This window comes from Leucobacter massiliensis, assembly GCF_002982315.1.
GTDB classification, from domain to species: Bacteria; Actinomycetota; Actinomycetes; order Actinomycetales; family Microbacteriaceae; genus Leucobacter; species Leucobacter massiliensis.
Map to the genome: position 1 here is coordinate 1 of NZ_MWZD01000004.1, position 3,098 is coordinate 3,098.

Genomic DNA, 3,098 nt, shown 5'->3' on the forward strand with positions numbered 1-3,098 from the left:
GGCCCCGTCCGCCCCGCCCTGTCCCCGTCCTTCTCCGAATCGGGCCGGGTTTCTCCGGGTTCCAGCGCGCAACTGGGATGCGGTTGTCCCGATTCAGAGAAGGGCAGGGCAGGGCAAGGGGGAGGGGGTGGCTAGCTGTGCTTCAGGATGCGGTAGCCGCGCTTGGGGTCGTAGCCGTGGATCTCGCGGGTGTCGAGCACGGCCATGAAGTCGAGGACTTCGGCGGTGATGATCTGGCCGGGCACGAGCACGGGGAAGCCGGGCGGGTAGGGGGTGACGAAGCCGCCCGACACGGGTTCCTCGCCGCGGGCGACGCGCTCTCGCAGTTCCGAGAAGGTGACGTGCTCGATGGTGCCCCGTTTCTGGCCGAGGAAGAATGCGGCGCGGATGTCGCCGTCGGGAAGCCCGGCCGTCGAGGCGTAGTCGTCGGCGAAGCGGGAGAAGTCGGGCAGCGGCGGCATCTCCTGCTCGGGTGCGGGGGCGAGCTCGGGATCGAGCTGCGCCTGTTCTTCCTCGAAGCGCTCGGCGAGTTTCACGAGCACCTCGATGAGGTACGCGATCGCGCTGCGCGTGGTGCCGATGTTCGTCATGAACAGCACGGTGTTGCGGCTGGTCTTGTTGACCTGGATGCCGTAGCGGTTCATGAGGTACTCGTGCTTGAAGGTGTCGCCGTCGACCCCGGTGCGGGTGATCTCGACGGTGATGCGGGAGGGGTCGATGACGAACTCGTCGGCGGCCCAGGCCCGCCACATGGTGGCGACACCGTCGCGCAGGGGCATGGGGCGGGCGCTGGCACGGTGCTGGGCGGGGATGAGCTCGGCCGCGGTGAGGACCCGGTAGGTGCGGCGCAGCAGCGGGTGGCGGGCGATGGCCTGGGCGAGGCTGGTGGCGAGGTCGAGCTGGCGCTGCACGAGCTCGAAGCCCTCGAGCTCGACCTGGCGGCGGCCGAGGTCGAGGGAGGCGAGGATCTGGTAGTTGGGTGAGGTGGAGGTGTGCGTCATGAAGGCCTCGTGGAAGGGCTCCTCGGCCTCGCGCACCCAGTCCTGGTCGTAGACGTGGATCATGGATCCCTGCCGCAGCGCGGTGAGGGTCTTGTGGGTGGAGTGCGTGGCGTAGACGCGGATGCGCGCCTCGGGGCTCGGGATCAGGCGCTCTGCGAGCCAGGCCTCGTCGGGGGCGGGGGTGCCGTCCGCGGTGAACAGGCGCTGCTGCTGCTCGCGGTAGGCCTGCGCGTGGGCGGCGGTCTTGAGGCGCGCTTCGAGGTTCTGGGCGGAGGCCATGGCGGTGCGGCGGCGGGTGACGGGGTGGAAGGCGGCGAAGGCGAACCACGCCTCGTCCCAGAGGAACACGAGGTCGGGCTTGATGGCCAGGCACTCGGCCATCACCCGCTCGGGGTCGTAGACGATGCCGTCGAAGGTGCAGTTGGTGAGGGTGACCATGCGGACCTCGTCGAGGCGGCCGGCCGCCCGGTAGTCGAGGAGCATCTGCTTGATGCGGCTGAGCGGCACGGCCCCGTAGAAGGCGTAGTCGTTGAGCGGGTAGGCGTCGAGGTAGGCGGGCCTGCCGCCGGTGAGCATCATGGCGTGGTGGTGCGACTTGTGGCAGTTGCGATCCACGAGCACCACATCGCCCGGGCCGACGAGCGCCTGGTGCACGATCTTGTTCGCGGTCGAGGTGCCGTTGGTGACGAAGTACGTGTGCTTCGCGCCGAAGGCGCGGGCGGCGAGATCCTGCGCTTTCTTGATCGCTCCGGTGGGGGCGAGGAGGGAGTCGAGGCCGCCGGAGGTGGCGCTCGTCTCGGCCAGGAGCAGGTTCAGGCCGTAGAAGTCGGCGAGGTCCCGGATCCACTTCGAGTTGACCACGGAACCGCCGCGGGCGATGGGCAGCGCGTGGAACACCCCGACGGGGCGGCGCGCGTGGTCCTGGATCGCGGAGAAGAACGGGGTGTCGTAGAGGTGGGAGACGCGGCGCAGCAGGGTGAGGTGGAGCTCGAGCTGGTCTTCGCGGCGGAACACGCGGCGGAAGCGGCGGGTGAGCACGCCCGCGAGCTCCTCGATGTGCGCTCCGGCGACGAGGTAGAGGTCGAGCTCGGGGCGCAGTTCGGCGAGGGCGTCGGCGAGGCCGAGCACGCGCTGCACGGAGGCGAGCTGGCTGCGGGTGCTGGCGGGCGTGCCGCCGCTGGCCTGCTTCGCGAGTGCGATGGTGTCGATCAGGTCGCGGCTGAGGGGCTGCCGGGTGCGGTCGCTGAAGCCGGGCCGCACCACGCAGGCGAGGATCTTCGGGTTGGTGAGCACCGCGGCGATGGCGTCTTCCGCGGAGGGGACGACGACGAAGTCGTAGATGAAGGCGTCGGCGGGGGAGCGCATCTTCAGTGCCTCGGCCGCGAGCGCGTCCCGGTCCGCCTCGGTGGTCTCGTCGACGACGAGCACCTCGAATCGGGGGCGGGGGTCGGCGTCGTCCTGGAGTTCGGCCCGTTCGGCGTCGTCGAGCTGCTCGTCGCGGGGCTCCTCGGGCACGGAGCTGCTGCGCAGCCGGCCGACGACACGGCCGATCCGGTCGAGGGCGAGCTGGTACTCGCCGCCGATCAGGAGCTCGCGGATCGCGCGCACATACCGCTGGCCGAAACCGCCCCAGTAGAGCTCGATGGTCTCCAGCGCGCGGAGCGAGCGGAGGATCTCGCCGTCACCGGCCAGCCCCTCCGCGGTGTCGCTGCCGAGGGCGATCCGCTTCACCGCGAAGCGCAGGTATTCCCAGGCGTCGGTGCGCAGCCGCCACGTACTGGCCGGCATGCCCGGATCGCGCTCCAGGGCGGATGCGGCCCGTGCGCCGGAGGATGACGCACCGGAGGCTGCCCCACTGGGCGGGGCCGCGGTGGCGGGTGCTCCCGCCCGGTCGTCGCTGCTCCTGCGTTCGGCCTCGATGCTCGTCATGCGCGGCGCGTCCTCTCCCACACTTCGTCGTTCCCGGGCCGGGGCCGGGGGGCGGCGTCCGGGCGGACGGCCTCTGCTCGACGAGTGTAGGAGGTGCCGGATGCCGGGGCGGGAACGCCGCGGTGCCCGCGCGGTTCCGGATGCCGGGGCAGCAAGACGGGGCGCCGG

The 3,098-nt window shown here is 71.2% G+C and carries 1 protein-coding gene; it reads right to left on the reverse strand.

Features of this window, described 5'->3' with window-relative positions:
- Positions 1-131 precede the first annotated feature (131 nt).
- Positions 132-2,930 carry an aminotransferase class I/II-fold pyridoxal phosphate-dependent enzyme gene (locus B4915_RS00070; RefSeq protein WP_105803855.1) on the reverse strand — a complete coding sequence of 933 codons (2,799 nt, stop codon included), beginning with the start codon at positions 2,928-2,930 and terminating at the stop codon, positions 132-134.
- Positions 2,931-3,098 lie beyond the last annotated feature (168 nt).

What these genes read in the sequence shown, in the direction of transcription:
- B4915_RS00070 (WP_105803855.1), bottom strand. Translation starts at nt 2,930, where the DNA reads ATGACGAGCATCGAGGCCGAACGCAGGAGCAGCGACGACCGGGCGGGA.